Origin of the sequence: Pararhizobium sp. IMCC3301 (genome assembly GCF_030758315.1) — a bacterium.
Taxonomy (GTDB): Bacteria; Pseudomonadota; Alphaproteobacteria; order Rhizobiales.
Window position 1 is genome coordinate 2,963,607 of sequence record NZ_CP132336.1, and the last position, 26,206, is coordinate 2,989,812.

Consider the following 26,206-nt stretch of genomic DNA (forward strand, 5'->3'; position numbering starts at 1 on the left):
CTTGATTATTGATCTCAGTCTATTCGCTATGATGTGACAGGCAAGTGTCAAGCGTCTGCTTTTCTGTATCAGCCTCCAATAAGCAGTCGCAGTACCGGTCCGAGCAGATCGGAATCCGGTGATACGAAACCGGTGAGCCATGGCATGCCCATGGAAATTATCGGGAAATAGGTGATCAGAAAAATCACCACCACTTCGACGGCCAGGAACGGCAGAATTGCCTTCGAAATGGCCTCCACTTTCTCGCCCGAGACACTCGAGGCGACAAACAGCACCAGTCCCATGGGCGGCGTCGCCAGGCCAACGGTCAGATTGACGCTCATGATAATGGCGAAATGAACCGGATCAATGCCCATACTGACGAAAACCGGGCCCAGAATTGGGCCAAGAATGATGATCGCGGGACCGGCATCAAGAAACATGCCGACGATGAACAGCAGGATGTTGATGAGGAACAGCAGCATCAACGGATCGCTTGACAGGGTCAGGATAAAATCGGCAAGCGCCTCCGGCGCCCGCGACAGGCTGACAACGGTCTTGAAGGCCATTGCCGCGCCGACCAGAAGCAGGACAACAGATGAGGTGAGCGCGGATTTTTGCAGAATGGATGGCAGATCCCTGAGTCCGATGGTTTTCAAAATGAACATGCCGACAATGAAGGCATAGGCGGCGGCAACAGCCGAAGCTTCAGTCGGGGTCATGATGCCGCCGAGAATGCCGCCCAGAATAATGACAGGTGTCAGAAGCGGAAAGAATGCCTTCACCAGCGCATCGCCGCGTTCACGCCAGGTCGCGCGCTCCCGCGCAACCGGATAATTATAACGCTGCGCCATCATGCCGGTGACGACCATCAGGCCGATGCCGACCAGAATGCCGGGAACGATGCCTGCAAGAAACAGCGCGGCCACGGATTCCCCCATCACATAGGCATAGATAATCATGATACCGGAGGGCGGAATGATCGGACCGATGACCGAGGAGGCTGCCGTGATGGCCGCCGCAAAACGCCGTGTGTAGCCCTGCTTTTCCATCGCCGGAATGAGCATCGAGCCAAGTGCCGAAGTGTCGGCAACGGCAGAGCCGGACAAGCCGGCAAAGAGCATTGAAGACAGAATATTGACATGGGCCAGACCGCCGCGGAAATGACCCATCATCGACTGGCTGAACTCCACCAGACGCGTCGTTATGCCGCCCCGGTTCATCATTTCTCCGGCCAGCATGAAGAATGGAATCGCCATCAGCGGAAACGAATCGATGCCGTTGAAGACGTTGCGGTAGAGCAGCGCCAGGTCGCGCTCCTGGCCGCTCAGCCAGAGCAGGAATCCGGGCGCGAAAAGCAGGCCGAAAAACACCGGCAGACTGATCATCAATAGCAGCAGGAACAGCGGCAGGAACCAGACAAGCATAGGGTCTACTCCGCCACGAGTTCCGGCGAAGGATCGCCTGTCTTGTAATCCACACTTGGGTCGAGCAGCTCGTGCAATTCTTTCAGGATCAGTTCAACACAGGCAAATATCATCAGCGCAAACCCGACCGGAAGCGCCATATAGACCCAGGCCAGCTTGATTTTCAGAGTTGCGGAGCCAAACAACCAGCCGCTGGTGATGTGTTTCAATCCGAACTGCACCATGACAATCAGAACGAGCAGGGAAATGCCAAACAGACTCAGGGTCAGGATGGCCCTCGGCCAGCGCGGCAGCAAATCGCGCACCATGTCTATCGAGACGAATGCACCCCAGCGATAGGCCGATGGTGCCATCAACCCGGTCAGCCACAGCATCAGCACCCGGGCCAGTTCCTCCGACCATGGCAGAGCATCATTCAGCACGTAGCGGGCAAATACCTGGGCGAGAATAATCAGGACCATCACCCCAATGGCCATCCAGGACAGCTGTCTGCCAAGCCAGAACAAACCGTCATTGATACGGCTTAACAGTGTTATGATACCTGCCAGCGCGGCCATGATGATCCCCTACATCGCCCAATTCATACGGACATGCAAAACGAAGCTGCGGGTTCGGTCAATTTATTTCTTTTCTTTCGCAAGCCTAGCAGGTCTTATGTCTTTTACAAGACTCAGGACAAAATCGACCGGAATTGGATATGCAGACATCTGTCACCAACCGCTCAATTCTGCTGGCGCATCTCGCTCAGCTGGTATCGGTGATCATTATATCCGTCGGCTTTATGGTGCAGAAATCTCTGGTCCGGGAATTTGCCGCTCCCACCATTCTGCTCTGGCAATTCCTCGGCGCAAGCGCAGTGATGTGGCTCATCTGCCTCGTCCGACAGTTCCATCGGTCAGTCAGCCGGCGCTTCGCCTTCATTCTACTGTGGGGTGGCATGGCGCCCGGTCTGGTGATGATTTTTACGATTTATGGCGGTGCCCGGACCGATGGCGTGTCGCTGGCGGTGATGTGGGGCCTGTTGCCGCTGCTGGTGCCGGCCCTCGGATTTCTCTTGCTGGGTGAAAGAGCCCACTGGAGCCTGGGTCTGGGTGCGGCGATCGGCTTTGCCGGGCTGATTGTTCTCAGTCTCAGCCGGGAAGCGGTCGGGGCCGGCAACCTGACCGGCAACGCGCTGGTGCTGCTGGCGGTGCTGTGTGCAAGCTTCAGCCAGATTGTCGGACGGCGCATGAACCGGGGCGCAATCCCGTGGTTTCAGGTTGCAACGTTGCAGGTCTCCGGCGCGCTGATTGCCATAATTGGTCTCTCGCTGGCAACCGGAACGCTCACCCTGCTGCCTCTGACATTGCCGCTGCAGGGCATCGCGATGGCCTATCTCGTGCTGGTCATGACCGTCCTGAACTATGCTCTGTTCAATTACGCGCTGCGCCATCTGCCAGTTGCCTGGGTCTCAATCTATGTGGCGCTGAACCCGGCCTTTGGCACGCTGGCGGCCATCGTCATTCTCGATGCGAAGCCGCGCCCGCTTGACTGGATCGGCATGGCGATCATTATCGGTGGTGTCACGCTTCCGCATATTCACGCTCTGTTGCACAGGAGATCACGATGACCGCACCCCGTGCTGCTTTCACCACAGCCATGGACACCACTATTGCGGAACCGAGGCGCAAAATTGCCGCGCAGACCGGCGGTTCATCCGATGTCGGCCTGCCGCTTGGCGGATTGGGCACCGGAGGCATCAACTTTTCCAAATCCGGGCGGTTCAGCCGCTGGACCCTCAATCCGCAACAGGTTTTGTATCACCATGATGTCGCTGCCGGATTTGCAGTGTGGCACCACCAGGCCGGGCACAAGCCCGCCGCCTGTCTGTTACAACCCGATCCCGGAGACGGGTCATTTACCACAGCATCGTGGCGCGATACCCAGGAAAAGGACGATGGCGAAAACGTATATTCAGCGTTGTTTCCAAAAGCCTGGCACGATTTTGCTGGCTGTTCCGGTCCGGTCCGGCTGAGTTGCGAGAGTTTTTCACCCATGCTGCCGGAAGATATGGCAGCCAGCACATTGCCGGTTGCGGTGTTCAACTGGCATCTTTCCAACATTTCCGATGTTGCGGTCAGCGTTGCCCTGATGTTCCACTTTCCCAATCTGATCGGTGCGTTTCGAGACAAGGACCGGCCCTATCGCCGTCATGGCGGCTGTTTCAACAGCCTTGATTACAGTGAGACTGCGCTCGCCATTGTCTTCGACCGGCTGAGAACCGGCCCGCAATGCGATATGGGTGAAGGCCAGATGGCGATTTCAGTCGCCAGAGCGCCGGGCCTGACGCTCACCGGCCGCGCCAGCTTTGATGCAAATTCCGATGGCCGTGACTGGTGGCCGAATTTTTCCCGCACCGGAACTGTGCAAAACTCCGAGGACTGGATCGCCGATGCCGGATTTCTCGAGACCGAATCCAACCGCCCGGCGGGTGCGCTGGCGGCGAAATGCGAACTTGCACCCGGCGAGAGCCGCACCATCAGCTTTGCACTCAGCTGGGACCTGCCCGTCATCCGGTTCGGTGCCGGACGCCGCCACGCCAGAAAATACACGGAAGTCTGGGGCACCAAAGGCAGCAGCGCGCTGGCCTTGAGCGAACATGCACTGTCTCATGGCCAGGGCTGGTCGCGCCGGATTGATGACTGGCACACAACCGTGCTGGCAGAACTGGGAGACGATCCGGCTTTTAGTGGCATGATGCTGAATGAATTGTATTTTCTGGTTGACGGCCAGACAGCCTTCACCGCCGCAACGGAGGCGGAGGCCGTCCCGGATGAAGGTCATTTCGGCCTCATCGAATGCCCGGATTATCCTTATTACAACACCCTGGATTTGTGGATTTACGCTTCAGAACCCGTGCTTCGATTCTGGCCCGAGGCAGCGCGTCTGGTGATGCAGGATTATGTTCGCAGTGTGCCGCAGCATGACAGCCGGCTGCGCCGCCATATGCGATCCGGCAACTGTTTTCCGCTGAAACGGGCCGGCGCTCTGCCGCATGATCAGGGCGCTCCCGATGAGGACCCCTGGTTTGTTAATAATGGCTATGCCTGGCAGGATTCCACACAGTGGAAAGATCTTAATGCCCAGTTCCTGATCGGCCTCGTCCGCGATGCGGGGTTTTTTGGCAAGGACTGGCTTGAACGGCAATGGGAAGTCGCTCGCATGGCCTGCGCCCATCTCAACACATTTGACCGTGACGGCGACGGCCTGATTGAAAATGACGGCTTTCCCGATCAGACCTTCGACAATATCCCGATGAAGGGACCGGGCGCCTATTGCGGCGGATTGTGGATTGCGGCGCTGTTCGCCATGGCCAAGGCAGCCAGAGAACTTGGCGACACCGCTGCTGCCAGAGCTTACCGCGAGCAGGCGCTGGCCGCCCGTGAGGCGTTTCAGACCCATTTGTGGACCGGAACTTATTATCGGCTGGACCGGGACGGACCGTTTTCGGATTGTCTGCTGACTGAGCAATTATTCGGCGCATTTCTGGCGCGGCGCTATGGGTTTGGTGAGGTGGTTGCCGATGAACACGCCATTCTGGCGCTGAAAACCCTGTATCGTGAAAACTTTCAAAAGGCCGGGCAGGGCGAAGGTGTCATCACCCTTGCCAACATGTCGCCAACCGCCGTGCAGGCGGTGCGCGATGACAGTCATATCGCCTTCCAGACATCAGAATCCATTGTCGGATTTAATTTCAGCTTTGCCGCGCAGCTGGAGGCCTGGGGCCTGACAAGGCAGGCCGGTGAAATCCGCAAGTCGCTGTATCGCAATCTTTATCAGCGCGGCATGTTTGCCCGCACCCCGGCGGCCTATGATGTGTCGGATATGGATAACGGGCTGAAATTTCGTGCCAGCATGAATATGCGTCCGCTGGCGGTCTGGTATGGCGCACCGTGGAAACCGGGTTGCCAGTAAAAGGCCAGTAACAGGCCAGTAACAGGCGAACGTCAGGACATGTTGAAGCGGTAGATCGTTTCCTGGAAATAGTTCTCGCCGGGCCGCAAAGTGGCGTCGGTAAAGTGGCGGTGATTGGGGCTGTCCGGCCAGCGCTGCGGCTCCAGGCAAAGTCCGGCGCTGACGCCGTAAGTGCGGCCATCCAGACCCGGCACCGGTACGTTGACCTTGTAGCCATCATAAAACTGAAGCCCGGGTTCGGTGGTCAGCACATCCATCGACAGGCCGTTTCTGGGGCTGCTCAGCCGCGCCGCCGAAACCGGGTTGGGTCGCGACGCCAGCGCCAGCACGTAATTGGTGTCAAACGCAATCCGCCGTCCGTCATGCAAAGTGCGCACAGGGCGCGCTTCGCGGAAATCAAACAACGTGTTCTTGACCGGAAGCACCGCGCCGCTCGGGATCATGTCCGGGGACACCGGCGTATAGGCATCCGCTTCAATCTGCAGCGTATGGTCCAGAATATCCGGGGAGCCGTCGAGATTGAAATAGGAATGATGTGCCAAATTCATCAGTGTCGGTGCGTTGGTGGTGGCTTCATAGATGATATGCAGCGAGGCCGGCGGCACAATCTTGTAGGTGCAACTGACCATCACCCGGCCCGGATAGCCATCCTCGCCATCTGGCGACACCAGGGTCAGACGAATGGAATCCGGCGCAATCGCCCCGACCGTCCACAGCCGTTTGCCAAAACTTGCATGACCGCCATGCAGATGGTGCGGCTCGGTGTTCTGGCTCAATTGATGTGTGCGCCCGTCCAGTTCAAACCGGCCATAGCCGATGCGGTTGGCATAGCGCCCCACAGTGGCACCGAAATAGGGTGAGTGCTGGGTGTAATCCTCAAGACGATCGAAACCGAGCACCAGCGGGTGGTCAAATCCGTCGAGCCGCAGGTCCCGCAACACCGTGCCCCAGGTCAGAACTTTTGCCCGCAAAGCACCGGCACCGATTTCCACTTCGTTGATCTCGGTGCGATCTTCCAACTTGCCGAATGGTCGCTTGAAATTCATGAACCCAACCTTCAATCGAATCAATGCCTGACTGTCTGTCTTCCGTGTTAGCGCAGATACTCACGCGAGGAAACGGGTCAGTCTTCCCGCTGTAGTGGCGCAGAAGCGGCCCTGTTCGTGATCTGCATCCGCTTTGCCGCTCAATCAGACCCAACCGCCATCGACGATGAATCTCTGATTGGTACAGGCCGCTGCAGCGTCGGACGCCAGAAACAGGATCGGACCAAGCAGATCATCCGGCTTCAGTTGGCGCTGCAGACACTGGTTGTCCAAAATCTTTTTCTCGCCAGCTGCGTCGAGCCACAATTCTTCCTGTCGTTTGGTGATGATCCAGCCCGGCAGGACGGTGTTGACGCGGATATTGTCTGGGCCGAGCGCCCGCGCTAGAGACCGTGTCAGTCCCTCCACTGCGGATTTGGCAGTGGTGTAACACGGCATCGTTCCCATACCGATGATCCAGGACGTGGAACCCATATTGATGATCGAGCCGCCACCCAGTTGCTTCATGTCGTCGTGAACCGCCTGGGCACAGAAAAACTGGTGTTTCAGATTGACCGCAAAACGCTGGTCCCAATACTCCGGCGTTACGTCCTGAAAATCATGGCGCTCATCATGCGCAGCATTGTTGATGAGAACGCCAATCGGGCCAAAAGTCTCCCGCACCTGGACGATGGCGGCCTGAACTGCCGGAATATCGGTCAGATCACAGTGCTGATACGCGACTTGATGACCGGCCTGCTTCAGCTCCTGTTCCAGCGCGCGGCTCGGTTCATCGGCAATATCGAAGAATGCCACGGCTGCGCCCTGTTCGGCGAAGCCACGCACCAGATGCGCACCAATGCCGCTGCCACCACCGGTTATCAGAACGACCTTGCCTTCAAGGTCTGGAAAACGTGCTGACATCATCTGCTATTTGGTCCCATACATGCGGTCGCCCGCGTCGCCAAGTCCGGGCATGATATAGCCCTTCTCGTTCAGGCATTCGTCAAGAGCCGCTGTATAAATCGGCACATCGGGCTGGCTCGCGCGAAATTTCTTGACGCCTTCCGGAGCGGCCAGAAGACACAGAAAGCGGATCTGCTTTGCCCCACGCTCTTTCAGTTTTTCAATTGCAGCGGTCGCCGAATTGGATGTTGCCAGCATCGGGTCGACGACGATCACAAGCCGGTCTTCCAGTTTTTCCGGTGCCTTGAAATAATACTCGACAGGCTCCAGCGTATCGTGATCGCGGTAAAGCCCGATATGGGCGACACGCGCCGCCGGAACCAGATCCAGCATACCTTCCAGCAGGCCGTTCCCGGCGCGCAGGATGGAGGCAAATACCAGCTTCTTGCCTTCAAGAGTTGGCGCGTCCATCTTCTGCATCGGGGTTTCTATCCGCTTTGTCGTCAGCGTCAGATCGCGCGTCACTTCATAGCACAGCAGAAGCGAGATTTCACGCAGCAGACGCCGGAAGCTGGCGGTTGAGGTCTGCTTGTCACGCATGATCGTCAGCTTGTGCTGAATCAACGGATGATCGATGATCGTAAACGGAGCTGGCATATTATTGGCGTCGGTGACCATGTGAAACTGTCCTGAGTGCGCATTTCCTGTATTTTCTTAGCAGCGCGCAGCTTCCCACAAAAGCCTTGCTGCAGCCGAATTCGCCGCAGTGGCTGGAATCAACGCGGTTTTACACCGCTAATCGGCAAACAGACGCTGCAAAAGCCGCTGCCGGGTCGCATCATCGACAAAGGCGGCTTCGATCGCCTGATGTGTAATTGCCAGCTGATCAACGCCGGACAGGCCGAACGCAGCGGCGGCCTGGTCATATTCATGGCCGATAGTGGTTTGAAAGAATGGCGGATCATCTGAATTGAGCGTCAGGCGCAGTCCGGCATTTTTCAGCATCGGAAACGGATGCACCTGCCAATTGTCATACAGCCCGAGCGCCACATTGGAGCCGGGACACAACTCAAGCACAATGTCCTCCTCGCGCAGCCGCGCCAACAGGGCTTCATCCTCGATTGCGCGCACGCCATGGCCGATCCGCTTGACACCCAGTTCATCAAGCACAGCGCGAATGCTGTCCGGGCCGCCGAATTCACCGGCATGGGCAGTGATCTGCAGGCCGGCATCTTCGGCAGTGCGAAATGCGGTCACAAAATCTGATGGGTGGTGCATGCGCTCATCGCCCGCCATGCCGAACCCGGTCACCAGAGGATGTGGATGACTGTGCAGCAGCCGGGCAACCGGTTCGGCCCGTTGCGGCCCGAAATGCCGCACGCAGGTGGCGATCATCCGCCCCTCGACACCGGTTTCACTGCGGGCACGCTGGATACCCTCGCCAAGCGCATCGACATAGGCGCCATAGCTCAGCCCGGCCTTTTCGGCATGATCGGCGGAGATGAAGACCTCGCCATAGATCATGCCGAGCGCCGCGGCGCCGGAAAAATAGTCATAGGCCAGATCGCAATAATCCTGCTCACTGACAAACATCGCTGCCGCCCGGTCATAGGCATTGAGAAAACTGCTGAAATCATGCCAGATGTAATTGCCATCGGCGTCGATGAGCCCGTCTGTCGAGCGCCCGTTCTGCCGCGCCTTGCGGCGCACAAGTGCAGGCGACGCCGCGCCCTCAATATGGCAGTGCAGCTCCGCTTTCAGCACCATCATGCAAATCCGCGCGCAGGCATGTTGGCAGCGCGTTTCAGCCAGTTGTCGTCCGCCCGGCTTGCGGTTCGGTCAACCACGTACAGCGCATAGGCCTCGCGCGGCCCCTGCGGTGCTCCGGCTTCAAGCTGCGCCATGGTCAGATCATCGCAGGCGGCGTCATTGGCAAAATTCTGCAGTATCAGAAAACCGTTTTCCTGATAAAACGACAGCATATCCGCGCTCGGCCTGCCATCTTCTGTACTTGCAAAACGTCTGGCGACGGGCAGATCGGCTGGCATGGCTTGCAACTCCGGCTGGTGGGAACGACCATTGTTTTCGCAGAGTATTCATGGAACGCTTCTGACGCCAAACTGTTTTCCCCATTAGCGGGTGAAATATCAGCGCAGCCTGCCTGCCATAAAGTCCTCTGGCACGAAACCGCAAAAGCTCTTATAGCTGTGCAGACAGTCTCTGCTGTTCCACTCTGAGCCCCAACCTCCTACCCAGGCCCCGATCCCGATCCATGACCGACAGCGAAATACTTCTTTCCTCTCCCATCTCCCAGGCGCATCTGCTCTCCATGGCACTGCCCTATATGCAACGCTATGATGGCCAGACTGTTGTCGTTAAATATGGCGGCCACGCCATGGGCGACAGTGATTTGTCGCGTGCGTTTGCCCGCGACATCACGCTGTTGCATCAGGCCGGTGTGCTGCCGGTGGTGGTCCATGGCGGCGGTCCGCAAATCGGCCAGATGCTTCAGCGCCTAGGAATTGAAAGCAAGTTCGAAGATGGCCTGCGGGTCACCGACGAGGCCACGGTTGAAGTGGTGGAAATGGTTCTGGCCGGTTCGATCAACAAGGATATTGTCGCCTCGATCAACGGTGAAGGCGGCCGCGCCATCGGCCTTTGTGGCAAGGATGGCAATCTGCTGACCGCCCGCAAACTGACGCGCACCATGATGGACCCGGACAGCAATATCGAGCGGTTGGTCGATCTTGGATTTGTCGGTGAACCGGTGCGGATCGACGTTACGGTGTTGCAGATGCTGGCGCAGAGCAAGCTGATTCCGGTGATTGCCCCGGTTGCGCCTGGCGAAAATGGCGAAACCTATAATGTAAACGCCGATACCTGTGCAGGCGCGATTGCCGGAGCGCTGTCCGCCCGCCGTCTGCTGTTTCTCACCGATGTACCGGGCGTTCTGGACACCAACGGGAAACTTATCAAGCAACTGACCGTGTCTGAAGCCAACGCGCTGATTGCCAATGGCACGATTTCCGGGGGCATGATCCCGAAAGTCGAAACCTGCATTGATGCGCTGAAACAGGGCGTGTCCGGTGTGGTCATTCTGAATGGCAAGACCAAACACGCAGTCCTGCTGGAACTTTTTACCGAACACGGCGCCGGTACGCTTATCGTGCCTGGCTGATTCAAAAAGCCTGAATTCAATTGGAAGCCGGTACAAGCTTCCGCTTCAGCCCAGGCCCTAACAAATCCTTAACAAATCCCTAACAAATTGAGACACAATGACCGTTGAAAAAATCGAACCGCACGATGCGGAAGACCTGACAGCCTTTGACCATGTGAGTGAATGGGTATTTGATCTCGACAATACTCTGTATCCGCAGCACTCCAACCTGTTCGCTCAGATTGACAAGCGCATGACCACCTATGTGGCACGTCTGATGAATCTGGGGCTTGATGAGGCGCGGGTGATCCAGAAGGATTTCTATCACCGCCACGGCACCACCTTGCGCGGCCTGATGCTGGAACAGGAGATCGACACCGACGAATTTCTCGAATTCGTCCATGATATCGACCATACACCGATCGAGCCCAATCCCGAACTCGGCCAGGCCATCAAGGCGCTGCCGGGCCGCAAACTGATTTACACCAATGGCTCGCGTAAACATGCCGAAGCGGTTGCCGACCGGCTTGGCATTTCAGAACATTTTGAAGACATTTTCGATATTGTTGCCGCCGATCTGGAACCCAAACCCAGCCCGGTGCCCTATGAGAAATTCTTCAATATGATGGGCGTTGATCCCTCGCGGGCTGCAATGTTCGAAGATTTGCCGAAAAATCTGCGCGTTCCCAAAAACGAGGGCATGGTGACAACGCTGCTGGTCCCGCGCGGCACCCGCGAAATGTTCCACGAGGAGTGGGAGTTTGAAAAACAGGACGGCGATCCGGTAGATTTTGTCACTGATGATCTGACCGAATTTCTCCAGGAAATTCTCGCCGTCATTCGCTGATGGAGAGTCTCGATGCACGACGCATGATTGTTAACACACTGTATGGAAAAACTCATGGCAGTTGATAAATCATATGCGGAATACAACAGCGCTCAAATTGCATCGCTGAACAAACTGATCCTGAGATCAATTGTCGATCATGCTGTTGTGACATTGGACGCCAAAGGAGTCATCACGAGCTGGAATGAGGGCGCTGAGCGCATCCTTGGCTGGAACGAAGATGAGGCCATCGGGATGTCCGCTGATATCTTTTTTACTGATGCAGATACCGACCAGAATAGGCCTGAGACCGAGATGCGTCTTGCGATCGAGAAGGGCAGGGCGGAGGATGTTCGCTGGCACGTCCGCAAGGATGGCGTGCGGTTTTGGGGAAGCGGTCTCATGATGCCGCTGCTGAAGGAGACGGACGCCGACGGCAACGCAATCCAGAACCCGGACGTGATTGACGGATTTGTAAAAATCTTCAGGGATCGTACCGCCGAAAGAGAGGCGAACCTTCGGATAACGCGCCTGCAGGACAGAGCCAGCCTTGCGATGCGTCGCTCCGGAACGGTCGGAGTCTTCGATTATGATCTGGAAAGCAACCTCATCGTCTCGGATCAAACTTGCGCCCTGCTGCATTCGATTAAGGTGGAAAGCGCTGCACATGGCACGCCTGTTCAGGCTTTTATCGACGGAATCTTGCCGGAAGATCAAGCCGATGCGAAACAGGCGTTTGATGCGACGGCCAGGGATAGCATTGACCTGGACGTGACTTATCGAGTGGTGGCACACGGCCCGCGGCCCACATGGCTGCACTCGCAAGGCACGCTGCAACATGATGAGGATGGCCAACGGAAACACCTGACCGGAATCGTTGTCGATATTTCGGACCAGCAAGAGCATCTGAGAATGCAGGAAGCACGTTTGGAATTCGCTGACGAGGTTCGCAATTTGAACGACGCCGTCGAAATCGCCCAACTGGCATCGCGTGTTATCGGCAAGACCCTTTACGCGACGCGTGCGGGTCACGGTGTCTTTGCAGATGACAGTGATACTATCGAGATCAAGGCCGACTGGAGCGAGCAGGGCAGTGCAAGTCTTGCTGGAGGGAAATACAGTGATTTGGGCGGCACTGGGTCTGTTTTGCACGATGGTAAGAAAGTGATTATTGGCAATGTAAGGTCGGATCCCCGCGTTGACGACCCATCGGGCGTGGAGGGTCTTGGAATTTGTGCACTGATCAACCTGCCACTGATGGAAAACGGAAAATTGAAGGCGGTCCTGTTCGTGCATGACGCCAAACCGCGAGACTGGACAGAAGCAGAGATTACGTTTCTGGGTGCCATGTTCGACCGAACATTCGCGGCCATGGATCGGGTCAGGCACGAATCAGAGCGCAATATGCTCTCAGAAGAACTGGCTCATCGCATCAAGAATGTTTTGACGATCGGACAGATCATCGTGAAGCAAAGCCTGCGTAAAATTCCTGGGTTGAAGGCGGAGCGTGAAGCGATTATCGCAAGATTTCAAGCGCTCGGAGGCGCTCAGGATGTTCTGACTCGCGCGAGAGAAAAAGAAGCCGACATTCTGTCAGTGGTAGAGGCAACGCTTGCCCCCCATCTTCCACAGCCCGGTCGAATTATTGTGACGGGCACCTCCATTGCGCTCAATTCCCAGCAAGTGCTCGGGCTGTCGCTTGCACTTCATGAGTTGGCGACAAATGCTGCCAAATATGGCGCATTGTCCAACGAAGATGGTCAAATCCTGATTAATTGGGAAAGCATAGATGGATTATTTGAGTTTTCCTGGGTCGAGCAACACGGCCCACCCGTGGACAAACCTGACAGTCAGGGTTTTGGATCGACCATTCTTCAGAGAGCTGCAGGTGCATATTTCTCCGGTAGATCAGAGCTGATTTTCCAGGAAAACGGCATCAGATTTGAGCTCTCCGGCCGCCTGGATCGATAGGCGGCAACCACTGTTGAACCACTTTTTACATGCTGAATTGTGGCCACGCCCTTTTTCGGGTTGAAAATCGGTCAAAAACATCATTTTTTTGAAAACGCAAAAATAAGATAGTGAATACAATATCTTGCAATACAAAAATGGACCCGGATTTTTCCTAAAAAGCTGAAAAATCGGATCAAATCATCTTGAATGGGGGGTAAAACTCCCCACCTGAAACTCATCAACACGACGAGAGGATGAAGATGATACATACAACAACAGCAGACCAGAGAAATGGTTCATCGGGGTGCCGAAGCCGCCGCTGGACTCCGTTCAACACAATCGGCATGATTTTGGGCTTTGTCCTGTTCTGGCCTGTGGGCCTTGCCATGCTGGCATACATCGTATGGGGTGACAGAATGACTGGGAATCTTGCAAATATTCGTGACCGCATGGACAAATTCGGCGATAAATTCAACCGCGGCCGGCGTCCGCATTACCGGGCCTTTTCCACTGGCAATGTTGCCTTTGACGAATATCGCACTGCTGAACTGGCCCGGCTTGAAGAAGAACGCCGCAAGATTGATGAAATGCGCTCCGAATTCGACGAGTTCATCCATAATCTGCGCCGCGCCAAGGACCAGAAAGAGTTCGACAAGTTCATGTCGGGCCGGGAAGCTTCTGAATAAATTGCTGTAAACGGCACCTTGCAATCTGCAGCATTTCAGACGATATGAAAGATGGGAGGTTGGCGTAGGACGGACCACTCGCCAACCGGGTCAGATCCGGAAGGAAGCAGCCCTAACGAGATTCCGGTTCGGGTCTTCGTTCAGCCTCCCACTTTTCAGCCCATCGCCCGGAGATCCGCCCGGAGATTCGGCGGAATTTAAAAAGCGGATTATTGGCAACCCGACATGAGCGATCAGGAAAACACAGCCTATCGCGTCCTTGCCAGAAAATACCGCCCTGCCACCTTCGAGGACCTGATCGGTCAGGCCCCGATGGTCCAGACCCTGACCAACGCTTTCAAACTCGGGCGCATTGCCCAGGCCTATATGCTGACCGGGGTTCGCGGTGTCGGCAAAACTACCACCGCCCGTATTCTGGCGCGGGCGCTGAATTATGAGGTTCCCGCCGCAGAGGGCAGAGATGCGATTCATGCACCGACCATCGACATGCCCGAGCTTGGCGTCCACTGTACGCCGATTATTGAAAGCCGCCATGTCGATGTGATCGAGATGGATGCGGCCTCGCACACTTCCATCAATGATATTCGCGAAATCATCGAGGCGTCGCGCTATAAGCCGGCCAGCGCCCGCTACAAGGTCTATATCATCGATGAGGTTCACATGCTGTCGACGGCGGCCTTCAACGGTCTGTTGAAGACACTGGAAGAGCCGCCCGCTCACGTCAAATTCATCTTCGCCACAACCGAAATTCGCAAGGTGCCGGTGACCGTTCTGTCACGGTGCCAGCGCTTTGATCTGCGCCGCATCGATGCGGACACGATGATTTCCTATCTGAAAAATATTGCCGGACAGGAAGATGTATCGATCGCCGAGGATGCTTTGCGGCTGCTGGCCCGCGCCAGCGAAGGGTCGGCCCGCGATGCCCTGTCGCTGATGGATCAAGCCATCGCCCATGGCGCAGTGAAGGGCAGCGGTGAGATCGGTGAAGAGGATCTGCGCGACATGCTCGGCCTTGCCGACCGTGCCCGCATCATCGATCTGTTTGAACTGGTGATGTCAGGGAAAATTGCCGAAGCGCTGGCCGAATTCAACGAGCAGTATAATTCCGGTGCCGATCCAATGGCGGTGCTGTCGGACATGGCCGAGTTCTGTCATCTTCTGACCCGGCTCAAGGCGGCACCCGATGTCGCCGATCAGGGCGCATTGTCGCCGCGCGAGAAGGAGCGCGGCGCTGAATTATCCGCCCGTTTGTCCATGCGTGTGCTGTCCTCCACCTGGCAGATTCTGCTGCGCGGCCTGCAGGAAGTGGCGCAGGCGCCCAAACCGTTGGCGGCAGCTGATATGGTATTGGTGAGACTTGCCTATGCTGCCGATCTGCCGAGCCCTGATGAGGCGCTGAAGCAACTCAAGGGTCAGGCCGGTACTTCATCCGGCCAAGGTGCAGCAGCAGCGGCAGGCTCAGGCGCTTCGCAAGGCGCTTCGCCAGGCGCTTCGAAAGGCGCAGCCAGTCTCCAGGCATCGCGCACCATGCCGGTGACGACTTCCGGTGGGGCGCATTTGCGCGCAGTGGCAGCAGCGCCCCGGCACGAAGCTGAGCCGGCAAGCGCAAGCTCCGAACCAATGCAACAACCGGCACCTGAACTGCTCCGGGATGAATTGCCGCAGCCTCAGTCTCTGGCTGACATTGCGGCGCTGGCTTCCGAAAAGCGCGATCTGCCGCTCAAATTTGCCGTTGAACGCTATATGCGCCCGGTGCGCTTTGAAATCGGCCGGATTGAGGTTGCGATCATTTCGGGAGCCCCTGCAGGCATCACCGGTGATCTTGGCAAGAAACTCTCCGAGTGGACCGGCCGCCGCTGGATGGTTTCCGTGGTGCAGGCGGAAGGTGCCGCCACACTGCAGCAACAGGCGGAGGCCGAGCAGGCGAAAAAACTGGCTGAAGTCAGAAGCCATCCGCTGGTCGCAGCCGCGCTGGAGGTCTTTCCCGGCGCACGCATTGTCGAGGTCATAGACCGCGATATCAATCACAAAGATAGCAACGAACAGGACTAGATCATGAAAAACATCATGGGCATGATGAAACAGGCGCAGGAACTGCAGCAGAAGATGCAGGATGCGCAGGCCGAAATCGCCGAACTGGAAATTGAAGGCACAGCCGGGGCCGGACTGGTCCGTGTCAAACTGTCCGGGCAGGGCCAGATCAAGGCCATCTCGATTGATCCCTCACTGATCGATCCGCAGGAGCCTGAGATGCTGGAAGACCTGATCATGGCAGCGCATAATGATGCCAAATCCAGATCGGAATCCGTCATTGCCGAGAAAATGAAGGACGTCACTGGAGGACTCAACCTGCCTGAAGGCATGAAGCTGCCGTTCTAGCCGGCCCGTCCAATGATCGGTACTGAAATTGAACGTCTGATTCAGTTGCTGGCACGCCTGCCGGGCCTTGGCCCGCGTTCGGCCCGCCGCGCTGCGCTGCATCTTATCAAGAAGAAAGACGAACTATTGATGCCGCTGGCACAGGCGATGGCCGCGGCCGTTGAAAAAGTCCAGCTGTGCAGCTCCTGCGGCAATGTCGATACCTGCAATCCCTGCACTATCTGCACCGATCCGCGCCGCGATGATACGGTGCTGGTGGTGGTCGAGGATGTTGCCGATCTGTGGGCGCTGGAACGCGCTGCGGCAACACGCGGGCGCTATCATGTGCTTGGCGGAACTCTCTCGCCGCTGGACGGAATCGGCCCCGAGGACCTGTTCATTTCCCGCCTGGTGGAACGCGCCGGAGAGCCGCAGGTCATCGAGATCATTCTGGCGGTCAACGCCACGGTCGATGGTGTCACCACCGCTCATTACATCACTGATCAGCTGGAAGGGCTCGACATTTCCATCACCCGGCTTGCCCATGGCGTTCCGGTTGGGGGCGAGCTGGATTATCTCGACGAGGGCACCCTTAGCGCCGCGATGCGCAGCCGCACCAAATTCTGATCCGCCGTTTCCCGGAACAGAACCCGGGGAGAGACGGCTGGCGGGTGTGAAACGCTCTAATCCACCACCACAAACACGCCCTCGCGGCGCGGGTCGCCGGCACCTTCAAATCGTCCGCGCCGGTTGCGTTCGACGGCGTGCACACCGCCGAAATAGAGGCTCTGCTCCTGCCAGAACTCCGTCGCCGGGAAAATTCCCTCCAGGGCTTTGGCTTCCGGTTGATTGCCGTAATCCTCGATATCGAGTTTGCCGCGCTCCCCATGAATGCGGGGCCGGTAGATCGCCTCGCGAATATTCATGCCGGTCATCAGCCGGTTGGCGAGCACCTGATATAATGCAGTGCGGATCCGGTTCGAGCCGCCCGACCCCAAAGCCAGAAGTGTGCCATCGGCACCCTCTGCAATAGTTGGTGCCATCATCGAGGACAACCGTCGCCTGCCTTGCGGACGCGGCTGCCAGCCGGCCGCGCCGGCCGGGTTCACATCTTCTTCGCCGAGCATATTGTTCAGCATGAATCCGGTTCCAGGGACAATTTCGCCGTTGCCTTCGCCATTGCTGACAGTCACGGCAACCGCGTTGCCAAGCCGGTCGATAATGCTGATATGAGTGGTGCCGTTGAAGCTGTCGTGGCCGCTGCTCTCCTCCGGCTCGCTGGCGCTGACATGAAACGCCTCTGCCACTTCGCTGCCGTTACGCGCCCGTCGCCAGAAGTCATCCACTGCAGCAATCGCCTCGGCTCTGCCGGCAAGACCGGACGACAGATCAGACCGGTCTTTGTCGCCCGCGCTCAGCATGGCCAGCGCCAGCACGCCCCCCATGGCGGGCAATGCGTTGCTGAACACCCGGTCTGTGGTGTTCTGCCACTGCGCCGGCTTGCGCGTCAGCTCTGCGTAATCGGAAAAATCAGCCGCCCTGATATGGCCGCCCTGTCCGCTCTGTTGTTCCAGCATTGCCTGCGGGCAGGAAATCCCCTCAAGCAATCCGTCTCCGCGGCTGGCGATCTGCTGAAACAGCGCTGTCAGGTCTTTGTTGTCAAATGGATCGCCGCTCGCCAGCAACGCGCCTTTGGGGGCAAACAGAGCCCTCGCCGCCGCTGACGCTGTCAATATTGGCGAGACGATCTCAAACAGACGTGCCTGCAGCGGGCTGATCGTCAGGCCCTCGGCGCTGGCCAGGGCTGTGCTGATCAGCGTTTGCAGAGTAATTCCGTTACCCTTGGCACCGAGTACTGCGAGTGCTGCCAATCCGGCTTCCATGCCCGGCACTGCGCTGGTGCCGGCGCCAATGTGAAAACTCTGCCGCACGCTCCCGAAATCGGCCTCGATTTCGACAATATCGGCATCTTTCTGCTTGAGGCCGGGCAGATCAGCAAAAAAATCCAGAACGTCGGTGGTGCCGTTGCGGTGCCGTGCGGTCATGAAGCCGCCGCCGCCCGGGCTGGCAAATACAGGTTCTGCCAGGCAGGCGGCAATCAGCGCGGCCAGGGCGGCCTGAAACGCATTGCCGCCCTGATTGAGAATCCGTGCTGCCGCATCGGCAGTTACGCGATGGCCGGCGGCGACAGCTCCGGCCTGCAGGTCTCGCGCCTTGTGAAGGGATGACATCTGTTCTGGGTCTCAGCGTGTAATATTATCTGTTGGCGAACGGGCCGCTGGCCCGCGGCGCGGCCGAGCGCACCTCACTATCCACATGAGGCAGAAAAATCTCGAAGTTTTTTTCAAACATGCCCACCAGTTTCGCCGCCTGGGCATCATAGGCGGCAGGGTTGGCCCAGGTCTTGCGCGGATGCAGCAGATGCGGCTCGACACGGGGCACCTCACGTGGCACCGAAAAGCCGAACGCACGGTCAGTGTAGAAACTTGCATTCTCCAATGCACCGTCCAGCGCCGCGGCAAGCAGCATCCGTGTCGCCTTGATCGGCATGCGGCGGCCCTCGCCATAGGGGCCACCGGTCCAGCCCGTATTGACCAGCCAGCAATTGACATCATGCTCGGCGATCAGCCGGCGCAGCAGATTGCCGTATTCAGAAGGATGGCGTGGCATGAATGGCGCGCCGAAGCAGGTGGAAAAGGTGGCTGACGGTTCCGTCACGCCCTTTTCCGTCCCGGCCACCTTTGCGGTATAGCCGGACAGGAAATGATACATTGCCTGCGCCGGTGTCAATTGCGCGATTGGCGGCAGCACACCGAACGCATCACAGGTCAGCATGATTATGTTTTTGGGCTGCCCGGCGCGTCCTGTGGCGCTGGAATTTGAAATGAAATGGATCGGATAGGCACACCGCGTATTCTCGGTTTTGGAGCTATCGTCGAAATCCGGCTGCCGTGTCACCGGATCGATCACCATATTTTCCAGAATGGTGCCGAAGCGCTGAGTTGTGGCGTAGATTTCCGGTTCCGCTTCGCGCGACAGTTTTATCGTCTTGGCGTAGCAACCGCCCTCAAAATTGAAGATTCCATCCGGTCCCCAGCCATGCTCGTCATCGCCGATAAGCGTGCGCACCGGGTCGGCTGAAAGCGTGGTTTTTCCGGTGCCCGAGAGGCCGAAAAACAGCGCCGATTCCCCGGAATCATTGACATTGGCAGAGCAATGCATCGGCATGACGCCTTGTTCGGGAAGCAGATAATTGAGGAATGTGAAGACAGATTTCTTCATTTCTCCGGCATAGGAAGTGCCACCGACAAGCACGATGCGGCGGTCGAAATTACACGCGATAATGGTTTCAGAGCGGGTGCCGTGGCGCGCCGGATCGGCTTTGAAAGACGGCAGGTCGATAACCAGCAGACCGGGCTTGAAGCCGGCAAGATCGTCATGCTTCGGCCGAATCAGAAGGTTGCGGATGAACAGTGAATGCCAGGCATATTCCGTGAACACGCGGGTTGGCAGGCGCAAGTGCGGGTCAGCGCCGCCATACAGATCCTGGCAATATAATTCCCCGCCACCGGCATGGGCAAGGAAGTCGTCCAGCAGAAGGTCAAAATTGGCCTCCGACAAGGCACCGTTATTGTCCCACCAGATTGTGTCTTCGGTGGTCGTGTCGCGCACCACGGCTTTGTCTTTGGCCGAGCGTCCGGTATGCGTTCCGGTATCAACCGCCAGCGCACCGCCCGCAGTCATCCCGCCTTCACCCCGTGTCAGGGCGTGTTCATAAAGTTCAGGCGCAATCAGATTGCTGCGTTGGCTGCAGCAGGCCGACAGGACTGCATCTGCGTTGCCAAAACTGGGATGTGCAGGCGGCATGAACATGGGCAATGAGCCTTTGCGACACAGGAAAATTTCGCCGCACCGTAGAGCACATTTTTTGAAAGTCGAGTCATTTGACCCGGTTCCAATGACTGCAAGCAAAGCCTGCTCCAGGCAGTATTCCGCCAGACATTCCGCCAGACATTCCGCCTGACCGCAAGTGCTCAGAACAGTGTCCGTATGGCTCGCTGACCCGGCCCAATGGCGCGGGGTTCAATGAGATGAGCGGAGCCGCAAGTTGCCAAAAGTGCGTGACCGGCGCCGGTCATACAGGGGTATCCCCTTGCCTATTTGCCGGACAATCATCATGGCAGCCATAATTTGCGCGCAATTTTGCGGCGAAAGCGCTAAATGTTTCGTGAAATGCCGTTGGAGCAGACCTTATGCCGACAATTGCACTTGTTGATGATGACCGTAATATTCTGACTTCTGTCGCGATGGCGCTGGAATCAGAAGGTTACCGGGTCCAGACCTACACAGATGGCGCGTCAGCGCTGGATGGTCTGATGGACAATCCGCCGGATATGGCCATTCTGGATATCAAAATGCCGCGCATGGACGGCATGGAATTGCTCCGCCGGCTCCGCCAGAGCAGCGATATGCCGGTGATTTTCCTGACATCGAAAGATGATGAAATTGACGAGTTGTTCGGCCTGAAAATGGGTGCGGATGACTTTATTCACAAGCCGTTTTCCCAGCGCCTGCTGGTAGAGCGCGTCAAAGCGGTGATGCGGCGCGTTGCACCGCGTGATGGCACGGTGGTCAAGGAGCCGGATACCAAGGCGCTTGAGCGCGGTGCCCTGTCGATGGATCAGGAACGCCACACCTGCACCTGGAACAGCCGCAATGTTGTTCTGACCGTCACCGAATTTCTCATTCTGTTTGCGTTAGCTCAGCGCCCCGGCGTGGTGAAGAGCCGCAATGCACTGATGGATGCAGCCTATGACGACCAAGTCTATGTCGATGACCGCACCATTGACAGTCATATCAAACGTCTGCGCAAGAAGTTCAAAGCGACAGATGACGATTTCGATATGATCGAAACGCTGTATGGTGTCGGTTACCGCTTTCGCGAAGGATAGGATTGCAGTTAGAGCCGTTTCATGACTATCGAACCACCGAAGGCCACGCTAGGCATTTGGCCAAGCACCGGGCTTGCACGCCCGCCGGACGTCGTTACACTCCCCTTGTGGTCATGAAGACCACGGCGTGGAGCGTGCCGCGTCGGCAGACGCGCAAACCCGGTCAAATGATCCGATAGTCATGAAACGTGCTCTAACCATCATGTCGGCTTCAGACGCCACAAAAGCGGAGGATTTCCGCGAAGATGATGATGAAGTTGCCGCAACGGCAACAGCAGCACACAGCGATGCGGCCAAGGCCCGACAGGGTTCCAGCCGTCGCGCGCGCATTCTGAGGCTGACGCCGCGCCGCGTATGGTCGGCGATCAGCATTCAGGTGTTTTCATCTCTGACCCGGCGGATCGTCTTTCTCAACCTGGCGGCCCTGCTGGTACTGTTGTCCGGCATTCTGTTTCTCAACCAGTTTCGCGCTGGTCTGATTGATGCGCGAATCGAAAGTCTTCTGACCCAGGGCGAAATTATTTCCGGCGCGATTGCCGCCTCCGCCAGCGTCCAGACCAACACCATCACGATCGATCCGGACCGCTTGCTTGAATTGCGCAGCGGAGAAAGCATCGCCACTTTCGAAGATCAGGAAGATGCGCTGGAATTTCCCATCAACCCGGAGCGTGTCGCACCGGTGCTGCGGCGGTTGATTTCGCCGACCCGGACACGGGCGCGGATTTACGATCAGGACGGAACCCTCATTCTCGACAGCCGGGCGCTCTATGCGTCCGGTCAGATTCTGCGCTTTGATCTGCCGCCAGTGGAAACCACGCCAGCCTGGTATGAAAACATGTGGCAACAGGCGAAATTATGGCTGCGCCGGGGTGAATTGCCGCTTTACACCGAAGTTGATGGCGGCAACGGGCGCGATTATCCGGAAGTCGTCAAGGCTTTGTCCGGGACGCCCGCCAGTGAAGTGCGTGTTACCCAGCAGGGCGAATTGACAGTCGCGGTTGCGGTGCCGATCCAACGCTTCCGTGCCGTTCTCGGCTCATTGCTGTTATCGACACAGGGCGGCGATATCGATGCCATTGTCCAGGCTGAGCGGCTTGCGATCTTGCGGGTTTTCCTCGTCGCCGCAACGGTCACGATTTTGCTGTCGATCCTGCTGGCCAGCACCATCGCCGGGCCAATGCGCCGTCTGGCGGCGGCTGCTGACAGGGTGCGGCGCGGCGTCAAAACCCGTGGTGAAATCCCGGATTTTACCGAGCGACGGGATGAAATCGGCCACCTCTCCCAGGCGCTGCGCGACATGACGGATGCGCTGTTTACCCGGATGGCGGCGATTGAGAGCTTTGCCGCCGATGTTTCCCACGAATTGAAAAATCCGCTGACATCTTTGCGCAGCGCGGTGGAAACCCTGCCGCTTGCCAAAAACAAGGAACAGCGCGACCGGCTGCTCAGCGTCATTTTGCATGATATCAGGCGTCTTGACCGGCTGATCAGCGATATTTCCGATGCGTCCCGGCTGGACGCTGAACTTGCCCGCCAATCCTCTGAGCCGGTAGATTTGTGGCAGCTTCTCACCACGGTAGTGGATGTGGCCCGGGAAACTGCATCGGCGGATTCGGCGAAGATATCGCTGAAGATTGATCCGCGCCTGAAGGACAAGCTGTTTGTGATGGGCAATGATGGCCGTCTGGGACAGGTCATCAACAACCTCCTCGACAATGCCTGTTCTTTCACCGGTCCAAATGGCAGTGTGCGCATCACCGCGCGCCGCGATGAAGACGAGGTTGTCATCGCCATCGAGGATGACGGCCCCGGCATTCGTCCGGATGTGGAAACACGGATTTTTGAACGGTTTTACACCGACCGCCCCAACCGCGAGGATTTCGGCCAGAATTCCGGGCTCGGGCTTTCGATCAGTAAACAGATTGTCGAGGCCCTTCGCGGAACCATCGAAGCAAAGAATTGGTACGGTGCCGACAAGGAGGTGCCGGCGGGAGCGCGCTTTATTCTGCGATTGCCGCTGGCCAAAGGTTGATATCTTCATGGCCCGTTATGATGCCTGATCCCGCCATGTCAGATCAGACCGGTGTGGTGCCCACGATCCACGGCAGTTGTGTTGTCTGGCGCAATGCCGGTGTGCTGATCATCGGGCGGTCCGGCAGCGGCAAATCCCAACTGGCACTGGCGCTGATGGCCGACGCTGCCGCGCCCGGTAGTCTGGTGGCCGATGACCGGGTGGTTCTGCAGGCCAGGCAGGGGCTTCTGGTGGCGTCCGCGCCGCTGGCCCTGCGCGGCAAGATCGAGCGTTTTGGCATGGGTATAGAAACCCACGAAACTCTGGATTCCGCGCCACTTGATCTTGTTGTGCAATTGACACCGGTTGGCGAAATGGAACGAATGCCGGAGCCGCATATGCTGGTCTGGGAGCATCACGGGATTGCGCTTGCAAAACTGATACTGCCAGAGCAGCCGTGTCACGGCGTTTCAGCAATATTTGCAACCTTGAATCGAAAACCTGTGCTCGCCACACAGGAAAACCGTCGAAAACGTTAATTTGGGCCTTGCCATCGCACCGCCAATGCCCAAGATACCGACCATCTGTGTTGAGTCTGGATTGTTCTATGATTGGATTGGTGCTCGTCACCCACGGCAAACTTGCGGAAGAATTTCGCTCTGCTCTTGAACATGTTGTCGGGGTTCAGGAGGCGATGGCCACAATATCCATCGGTCCGGATGACAATATGGAAACCAGGCGCGATGACATTGTCGGGGCCATTGGCTCTGTGGAGAGCGGCTCAGGTGTCATCGTTCTGACAGACATGTTCGGCGGTACGCCTTCAAATCTGGCAATTTCAGCGATGGAGCCCGGTAAGATCGAGGTGATTGCCGGTGTCAATCTGCCCATGCTGGTGAAACTGGTCAGTGTGCGCCGGGACCTCAGTGTCGTGGACGCCGCACTTCAGGCGCAGGATGCGGGCCGGAAATATATCAACGTCGCCAGTGCCCTGCTGGGAGCCGCGTCTCCCAAGGCCCGGTCCTGAACCACCCCGATGAAATGGCGGCAGACATGACCATTGATGGGGCGGCGCGGACGGTTACAATTCTCAATGCAAAAGGCCTCCACGCCCGTGCATCCGCCAAATTTGTAAAATGCGCAGCCGCATTCGACGCCAAAGTTCTGGTCTCCAAAGGCGGCCAGACCGTTGGCGGTACGTCCATCATGGGCCTGATGATGCTCGGTGCCGCGCCCGGCAGCGTTGTCGAATTGTCAGCGACAGGCCCGGATTCAGCCGTCGTGCTGAACGCTCTGGAAGCTCTGATCAGAGGCCGTTTCGGCGAAGATTAGAGTCTCATAAAGGTATAAAGAAATCTTTATATTTAAGTTGCCATCAGTCATGCCGCGTGATAGCAGAACGGCAAATTGGCTGTTCAAGAACAGCATTTTCCACATTCATTTCATTTCAAGGGCTGTTTTATGGCTGACTATCTTGTCAAAGACCTTTCGCTGGCGGATTGGGGCCGCAAGGAAATTGCAATTGCTGAAACCGAGATGCCGGGCCTGATGGCTCTGCGCGAAGAATTCGGCGCCAAGCAGCCGCTGAAAGGCGCGCGCATTGCCGGCTCTTTGCATATGACGATCCAGACCGCTGTTCTGATTGAAACCCTGGTTGCGCTGGGCGCGGATGTGCGCTGGGCGTCCTGCAATATTTTCTCCACCCAGGACCATGCCGCAGCCGCGATTGCCGAGGCCGGTATACCGGTGTTCGCGGTCAAGGGAGAAACCCTGGAAGAATACTGGGATTATGCCGACCGCATTTTCGACTGGGGCGATGGCGAAACCGCCAATCTCATTCTTGATGATGGCGGTGATGCCACCCTGCTGATCCTGCTTGGTGCAAGGGCGGAGCAGGATATCTCGGTTCTCGACAAGCCGGAAAATGAAGAGGAACAAGCGCTTTACGCCGTGATCCGCAAGCGCATTGCCGAAACACCCGGCTGGTTCTCAAAGGTTCGGGCCAATCTTCAGGGCGTATCTGAGGAAACCACCACCGGCGTGCATCGCCTCTACCAGATGCAGAAGCGCGGCGAGTTGCCATTTCCGGCAATCAACGTCAATGACAGTGTCACCAAATCCAAATTCGATAATTTGTATGGCTGCCGCGAGAGCCTGGTTGATGGCTTGCGCCGCGCCACCGACGTGATGATGGCCGGCAAAGTGGCTGTTGTCTGCGGCTATGGCGATGTTGGCAAAGGCTCCGCAGAATCGCTGCGTTCGTCCGGCGCCCGTGTCATTGTCACCGAGATTGATCCGATCTGCGCACTTCAGGCCGCCATGGAAGGATTCGAAGTCGATATTCTGGATGACGTTGCCTCAAAGGGCGATATCTTTGTCACCACCACTGGCAACAAGGATGTTATCACCGTTGATCATATGCGGAACATGAAGGATCGCGCCATCGTTTCCAATATCGGTCATTTCGACAGCGAGATTCAGATCGGCGCGTTGAGAAATTTCAAGTGGCACAATGTCAAGCCGCAGGTTGACGAGGTTGAATTTCCGGACGGCAAGCGCATCATCGTGCTGGCTGAAGGGCGGCTGGTAAATCTGGGCTGCGCCACCGGCCATCCGAGTTTTGTGATGTCGGCAAGCTTCACCAATCAGGTGCTGGCACAGATGGAATTGTGGAACCGCGGCGACCAGTACAAAAATGAAGTCTATGTGCTGCCCAAACACCTTGATGAGAAGGTCGCTGCACTGCATCTGGCCAAGCTTGGCGTCAAATTGACCCGGCTTACAGACGAACAGTCCGCCTATATCAATGTTCCGGCAGATGGTCCCTACAAGCCTGACCACTACAGGTATTAATACAAAGTTAACCATATACTATATGTAGGGGGTTGTGGAAAAAGTGATTCACTACCCCCTTTTTTATGTCCTCTAGCGCTTCCCCCCGATTCGCGAAGCAGGTAATTTCGAGTGATTCG

General features: G+C 57.2%; 24 protein-coding genes and 1 other RNA gene. 16 read left to right on the forward strand and 9 right to left on the reverse strand.

Annotated features, from left to right (window positions below; genetic code table 11):
* Window positions 1-68: 68 nt before the first annotated feature.
* Together RAL88_RS14350 and RAL88_RS14355 are read right to left on the reverse strand one after the other, a co-directional pair.
* The gene (locus RAL88_RS14350; RefSeq protein ID WP_306264442.1) at window positions 69-1,406 is read right to left on the reverse strand and encodes a TRAP transporter large permease; all 1,338 of its coding nucleotides are present in this window, start codon (window positions 1,404-1,406) and stop codon (window positions 69-71) included.
* Window positions 1,407-1,411: 5 nt separating this feature from the next.
* Window positions 1,412-1,963, reverse strand: a complete 552-nt coding sequence (locus RAL88_RS14355) for a TRAP transporter small permease (RefSeq protein WP_306264444.1) — start codon at window positions 1,961-1,963, stop codon at window positions 1,412-1,414.
* A gap of 140 nt (window positions 1,964-2,103) precedes the next feature.
* Here RAL88_RS14355 and RAL88_RS14360 point away from each other — a divergent pair, with 140 nt between their 5' ends.
* Entirely contained in the window at window positions 2,104-3,015 is a 912-nt protein-coding gene (locus RAL88_RS14360) for a DMT family transporter (protein ID WP_306264446.1), read from the forward strand.
* Window positions 3,012-5,360 carry a non-lysosomal glucosylceramidase gene (locus tag RAL88_RS14365; protein WP_306264448.1) on the forward strand — a complete coding sequence of 783 codons (2,349 nt, stop codon included), beginning with the start codon at window positions 3,012-3,014 and terminating at the stop codon, window positions 5,358-5,360. Before RAL88_RS14360 ends, RAL88_RS14365 begins: the two co-directional genes overlap by 4 nt.
* Window positions 5,361-5,392: 32 nt before the next feature.
* Here the strand turns inward: RAL88_RS14365 and RAL88_RS14370 are convergent, their stop codons facing one another.
* The 5 genes from RAL88_RS14370 to RAL88_RS14390 form a co-directional block, all read right to left on the reverse strand.
* Window positions 5,393-6,406 (reverse strand): aldose epimerase family protein, encoded by a 1,014-nt coding sequence (locus RAL88_RS14370; protein WP_306264450.1) that lies wholly within the window; start codon window positions 6,404-6,406, stop codon window positions 5,393-5,395.
* 144 nt (window positions 6,407-6,550) lie between these two features.
* Window positions 6,551-7,309: an SDR family NAD(P)-dependent oxidoreductase gene (locus RAL88_RS14375; protein WP_306264452.1), complete on the reverse strand. Its 759-nt coding sequence runs from the start codon at window positions 7,307-7,309 to the stop codon at window positions 6,551-6,553.
* A gap of 6 nt (window positions 7,310-7,315) precedes the next feature.
* On the reverse strand, window positions 7,316-7,948 hold the full coding sequence (gene upp, locus RAL88_RS14380) for a uracil phosphoribosyltransferase (protein WP_306269705.1): 633 nt from the start codon (window positions 7,946-7,948) through the stop codon (window positions 7,316-7,318).
* 138 nt (window positions 7,949-8,086) lie between these two features.
* Entirely contained in the window at window positions 8,087-9,058 is a 972-nt protein-coding gene (locus RAL88_RS14385; RefSeq protein WP_306264454.1) for an adenosine deaminase, read from the reverse strand.
* Window positions 9,058-9,339, reverse strand: a complete 282-nt coding sequence (locus RAL88_RS14390; RefSeq protein ID WP_306264456.1) for a hypothetical protein — start codon at window positions 9,337-9,339, stop codon at window positions 9,058-9,060. The genes RAL88_RS14385 and RAL88_RS14390 overlap by 1 nt, the downstream gene beginning before the upstream one ends.
* Before the next feature lie 224 nt (window positions 9,340-9,563).
* Between RAL88_RS14390 and argB the strand changes: the two genes are divergently transcribed.
* The 8 genes from argB (at window position 9,564) to recR (ending at window position 16,898) form a co-directional block, all read left to right on the forward strand.
* Window positions 9,564-10,469: an acetylglutamate kinase gene (gene argB, locus RAL88_RS14395; RefSeq protein ID WP_306264458.1), complete on the forward strand. Its 906-nt coding sequence runs from the start codon at window positions 9,564-9,566 to the stop codon at window positions 10,467-10,469.
* 97 nt (window positions 10,470-10,566) lie between these two features.
* Window positions 10,567-11,295, forward strand: a complete 729-nt coding sequence (locus RAL88_RS14400) for a pyrimidine 5'-nucleotidase (protein WP_306264460.1) — start codon at window positions 10,567-10,569, stop codon at window positions 11,293-11,295.
* A gap of 54 nt (window positions 11,296-11,349) precedes the next feature.
* Window positions 11,350-13,245, forward strand: coding sequence for an HWE histidine kinase domain-containing protein (locus tag RAL88_RS14405; RefSeq protein WP_306264462.1), 1,896 nt, complete (start codon window positions 11,350-11,352; stop codon window positions 13,243-13,245).
* Window positions 13,246-13,487: 242 nt separating this feature from the next.
* On the forward strand, window positions 13,488-13,913 hold the full coding sequence (locus RAL88_RS14410; protein WP_306264463.1) for a DUF2852 domain-containing protein: 426 nt from the start codon (window positions 13,488-13,490) through the stop codon (window positions 13,911-13,913).
* Between the two features lie 53 nt (window positions 13,914-13,966).
* An RNA gene (ffs, locus tag RAL88_RS14415) (signal recognition particle sRNA small type) lies at window positions 13,967-14,066 on the forward strand.
* Window positions 14,067-14,138: 72 nt separating this feature from the next.
* A complete protein-coding gene (locus tag RAL88_RS14420; protein ID WP_306264465.1) occupies window positions 14,139-15,965 on the forward strand; it encodes a DNA polymerase III subunit gamma/tau in 1,827 nt (608 codons plus the stop codon).
* A 3-nt stretch (window positions 15,966-15,968) separates the two neighbouring features.
* Window positions 15,969-16,292 (forward strand): YbaB/EbfC family nucleoid-associated protein, encoded by a 324-nt coding sequence (locus tag RAL88_RS14425; RefSeq protein ID WP_306264467.1) that lies wholly within the window; start codon window positions 15,969-15,971, stop codon window positions 16,290-16,292.
* Between the two features lie 12 nt (window positions 16,293-16,304).
* A complete protein-coding gene (gene recR, locus RAL88_RS14430; protein ID WP_306264469.1) occupies window positions 16,305-16,898 on the forward strand; it encodes a recombination mediator RecR in 594 nt (197 codons plus the stop codon).
* Window positions 16,899-16,954: 56 nt separating this feature from the next.
* Here the strand turns inward: recR and RAL88_RS14435 are convergent, their stop codons facing one another.
* Both RAL88_RS14435 and RAL88_RS14440 read right to left on the reverse strand, forming a co-directional pair.
* Entirely contained in the window at window positions 16,955-18,502 is a 1,548-nt protein-coding gene (locus RAL88_RS14435) for a gamma-glutamyltransferase (RefSeq protein WP_306264470.1), read from the reverse strand.
* Between the two features lie 25 nt (window positions 18,503-18,527).
* Entirely contained in the window at window positions 18,528-20,144 is a 1,617-nt protein-coding gene (locus RAL88_RS14440) for a phosphoenolpyruvate carboxykinase (protein WP_306264472.1), read from the reverse strand.
* 380 nt (window positions 20,145-20,524) lie between these two features.
* On the opposite strand from RAL88_RS14440, the gene RAL88_RS14445 reads away from it, so the two are divergent.
* The 6 genes from RAL88_RS14445 to ahcY all read left to right on the forward strand — a co-directional run bounded on the left by RAL88_RS14445 (window position 20,525) and on the right by ahcY (window position 26,087).
* The gene (locus RAL88_RS14445; RefSeq protein WP_306264474.1) at window positions 20,525-21,223 is read left to right on the forward strand and encodes a response regulator transcription factor; all 699 of its coding nucleotides are present in this window, start codon (window positions 20,525-20,527) and stop codon (window positions 21,221-21,223) included.
* A 202-nt stretch (window positions 21,224-21,425) separates the two neighbouring features.
* Window positions 21,426-23,255, forward strand: a complete 1,830-nt coding sequence (locus RAL88_RS14450; protein ID WP_371932184.1) for a stimulus-sensing domain-containing protein — start codon at window positions 21,426-21,428, stop codon at window positions 23,253-23,255.
* A gap of 35 nt (window positions 23,256-23,290) precedes the next feature.
* Window positions 23,291-23,773, forward strand: coding sequence for an HPr kinase/phosphorylase (locus RAL88_RS14455; RefSeq protein ID WP_306264478.1), 483 nt, complete (start codon window positions 23,291-23,293; stop codon window positions 23,771-23,773).
* A 68-nt stretch (window positions 23,774-23,841) separates the two neighbouring features.
* Window positions 23,842-24,261, forward strand: a complete 420-nt coding sequence (locus tag RAL88_RS14460) for a PTS sugar transporter subunit IIA (RefSeq protein WP_306264480.1) — start codon at window positions 23,842-23,844, stop codon at window positions 24,259-24,261.
* A 26-nt stretch (window positions 24,262-24,287) separates the two neighbouring features.
* Entirely contained in the window at window positions 24,288-24,566 is a 279-nt protein-coding gene (locus RAL88_RS14465; RefSeq protein ID WP_306264481.1) for an HPr family phosphocarrier protein, read from the forward strand.
* Window positions 24,567-24,695: 129 nt separating this feature from the next.
* Window positions 24,696-26,087, forward strand: coding sequence for an adenosylhomocysteinase (ahcY, locus tag RAL88_RS14470; RefSeq protein WP_306264482.1), 1,392 nt, complete (start codon window positions 24,696-24,698; stop codon window positions 26,085-26,087).
* Window positions 26,088-26,206: the final 119 nt, after the last annotated feature.

Coding starts and splice junctions, on each gene's coding strand:
- RAL88_RS14400 (WP_306264460.1), top strand. CDS start 10,567: ATGACCGTTGAAAAAATCGAACCGCACGATGCGGAAGACCTGACAGCC.
- RAL88_RS14445 (WP_306264474.1), top strand. CDS start 20,525: ATGCCGACAATTGCACTTGTTGATGATGACCGTAATATTCTGACTTCT.
- RAL88_RS14370 (WP_306264450.1), bottom strand. CDS start 6,406: ATGAATTTCAAGCGACCATTCGGCAAGTTGGAAGATCGCACCGAGATC.
- RAL88_RS14390 (WP_306264456.1), bottom strand. CDS start 9,339: ATGCCAGCCGATCTGCCCGTCGCCAGACGTTTTGCAAGTACAGAAGAT.
- argB (WP_306264458.1), top strand. CDS start 9,564: ATGACCGACAGCGAAATACTTCTTTCCTCTCCCATCTCCCAGGCGCAT.
- RAL88_RS14350 (WP_306264442.1), bottom strand. CDS start 1,406: ATGCTTGTCTGGTTCCTGCCGCTGTTCCTGCTGCTATTGATGATCAGT.
- RAL88_RS14360 (WP_306264446.1), top strand. CDS start 2,104: ATGCAGACATCTGTCACCAACCGCTCAATTCTGCTGGCGCATCTCGCT.
- RAL88_RS14450 (WP_371932184.1), top strand. CDS start 21,426: ATGTCGGCTTCAGACGCCACAAAAGCGGAGGATTTCCGCGAAGATGAT.
- RAL88_RS14465 (WP_306264481.1), top strand. CDS start 24,288: ATGACCATTGATGGGGCGGCGCGGACGGTTACAATTCTCAATGCAAAA.
- RAL88_RS14355 (WP_306264444.1), bottom strand. CDS start 1,963: ATGGCCGCGCTGGCAGGTATCATAACACTGTTAAGCCGTATCAATGAC.
- RAL88_RS14365 (WP_306264448.1), top strand. CDS start 3,012: ATGACCGCACCCCGTGCTGCTTTCACCACAGCCATGGACACCACTATT.
- RAL88_RS14455 (WP_306264478.1), top strand. CDS start 23,291: ATGTCAGATCAGACCGGTGTGGTGCCCACGATCCACGGCAGTTGTGTT.
- RAL88_RS14435 (WP_306264470.1), bottom strand. CDS start 18,502: ATGTCATCCCTTCACAAGGCGCGAGACCTGCAGGCCGGAGCTGTCGCC.
- ahcY (WP_306264482.1), top strand. CDS start 24,696: ATGGCTGACTATCTTGTCAAAGACCTTTCGCTGGCGGATTGGGGCCGC.
- RAL88_RS14440 (WP_306264472.1), bottom strand. CDS start 20,144: ATGTTCATGCCGCCTGCACATCCCAGTTTTGGCAACGCAGATGCAGTC.
- RAL88_RS14385 (WP_306264454.1), bottom strand. CDS start 9,058: ATGGTGCTGAAAGCGGAGCTGCACTGCCATATTGAGGGCGCGGCGTCG.
- RAL88_RS14420 (WP_306264465.1), top strand. CDS start 14,139: ATGAGCGATCAGGAAAACACAGCCTATCGCGTCCTTGCCAGAAAATAC.
- RAL88_RS14460 (WP_306264480.1), top strand. CDS start 23,842: ATGATTGGATTGGTGCTCGTCACCCACGGCAAACTTGCGGAAGAATTT.
- upp (WP_306269705.1), bottom strand. CDS start 7,948: ATGCCAGCTCCGTTTACGATCATCGATCATCCGTTGATTCAGCACAAG.
- RAL88_RS14375 (WP_306264452.1), bottom strand. CDS start 7,309: ATGTCAGCACGTTTTCCAGACCTTGAAGGCAAGGTCGTTCTGATAACC.
- RAL88_RS14425 (WP_306264467.1), top strand. CDS start 15,969: ATGAAAAACATCATGGGCATGATGAAACAGGCGCAGGAACTGCAGCAG.
- RAL88_RS14405 (WP_306264462.1), top strand. CDS start 11,350: ATGGCAGTTGATAAATCATATGCGGAATACAACAGCGCTCAAATTGCA.
- RAL88_RS14410 (WP_306264463.1), top strand. CDS start 13,488: ATGATACATACAACAACAGCAGACCAGAGAAATGGTTCATCGGGGTGC.
- recR (WP_306264469.1), top strand. CDS start 16,305: ATGATCGGTACTGAAATTGAACGTCTGATTCAGTTGCTGGCACGCCTG.